General features: G+C 43.7%; 1 protein-coding gene. It reads left to right on the top strand.

Annotation, left to right across the window (positions count from 1 at the left end; genetic code table 11):
• A partial coding sequence (locus HMPREF0367_RS06750; RefSeq protein WP_035402595.1) for a class I SAM-dependent methyltransferase occupies positions 1-1,702 on the top strand: 1,702 nt, incomplete at both ends.

Here is a 1,702-nt window from a genome sequence, read left to right as displayed (position 1 = left end):
TCGGGGAACTTATCCGAATGGACAGATACTTAAATCCAAAGGAAAAAGAACGCTATCCTCAGTGGCTTGAAAGTCAAGAGGAACGCAGAGCCAAAATCGAGGAAACGAAAAGAAATCGTGAGATACTTTCTAATGCACCACCGGAGCAAGAGGTCGAACCAACCGAAAAAGAACCTGAAGAAGCAGAACAGCTACAAGATGTGCAGTATGAATATCATCTTGGCGATAAGGTGTATATCGGTGCTTCTGAGTACGAAATCTTATCTGTTGATGATGAGAGAGTAATGCTCTATGACTATGATGTGCCACTGTTCAATAAGGAATTTTCACGCACAGAGTTTGACAGAAAAGTGCGAGAGAATCCGATGAATGAGCATTTGATTGTAAAGGAAGAACCTGCCGAAGAAAGAAATGAAAAAGAGTCTGAGCCGTTAGTTCCCGCTTGGGAGCAGAAGAAAAAAGTCAAAGGCTTTGACTTGCACCCTGATGTGCCTATGGCAGACCGTCACACCTTTAATCTTAGAGAAAATGAGGTTGAAACGGTTGGTAAAAAGGAACGCTTCCGCAGAAATATTATGGCGATACAGCTTCTTAAAAAATGTCAGGAAGAAAACAGATTTGCCACTCCTGAAGAACAGATTATCTTATCAAAGTATGTCGGTTGGGGTGGGCTTTCAGAAGCCTTTGATGAAAATAATTCAGCGTGGGCAACGGAATATCTGGAACTTTCTTCGGTATTAACACCGGAGGAATATGCTTCGGCAAGAGAAAGCACATTGACTGCGTTCTACACGCCGCCTGAAGTTATCACAGCCATTTATAAGGCAATGGAGCAGATGGGCTTTAAGGAAGGCAACTTGTTAGAGCCGTCCTGCGGTATCGGTAATTTCATCGGTATGCTGCCGGACGCAATGCAGGACAGTAAGATTTACGGTGTGGAACTTGATACGATTTCCGCAGGGATTGCACAGCAGCTTTACCAGAAAACAACCATTGCGGCACAAGGATTTGAAGAAACCAATCTGCCGGACAGCTTCTTTGATGGAGTGGTTGGCAATGTGCCTTTTGGAGATTTTAAGGTGTTAGATAAAAGGTACGACAAGCATAAGTTCCTGATACACGATTACTTTTTTGCCAAGTCCCTTGATAAGTTAAGACCCGGCGGTGTGATGGCTCTTGTAACGAGCAAAGGCACAATGGATAAGGAAAACTCGGCGGTACGAAAATATATTGCACAGAGAGCAGAGCTTCTTGGAGCAATTCGATTGCCAAATAACACCTTTAAGGGTAATGCAGGAACGGAAGTCGTTTCGGATATTCTTATCCTACAAAAGCGTGACAGACTGATAGATATTGAGCCGGATTGGGTTCATCTTGATACCGATGAGAACGGAATTAAGATGAACTCTTATTTTGTGCAGCACCCCGAAATGATACTTGGAGAAATGAAAATGGTATCGGGGCGTTTCGGTATGGAAGCAACTTGTGTGCCGTATGAAAATGCAGACCTTGCAGCACAGCTTGATGAAGCAGTAGCAAACATTCACGGAGAAATCACGGAATATGAAACTGAGGAAGAACTGGAGGAGGAAGATAATTCTATTCCGGCAGACCCGACAGTGAGAAACTTTTCCTATACGTTGGTAGACGATAAAATCTACTATCGTGAAAATTCCCGTATGACTCCGGTGGAGGTGTCGGC

This window comes from Faecalitalea cylindroides ATCC 27803, from assembly GCF_000469305.1.
In the GTDB taxonomy this organism is placed as follows: domain Bacteria; phylum Bacillota_I; class Bacilli_A; order Erysipelotrichales; family Erysipelotrichaceae; genus Faecalitalea; species Faecalitalea cylindroides.
This window is presented reverse-complemented; position numbering and strand designations above follow the sequence as displayed.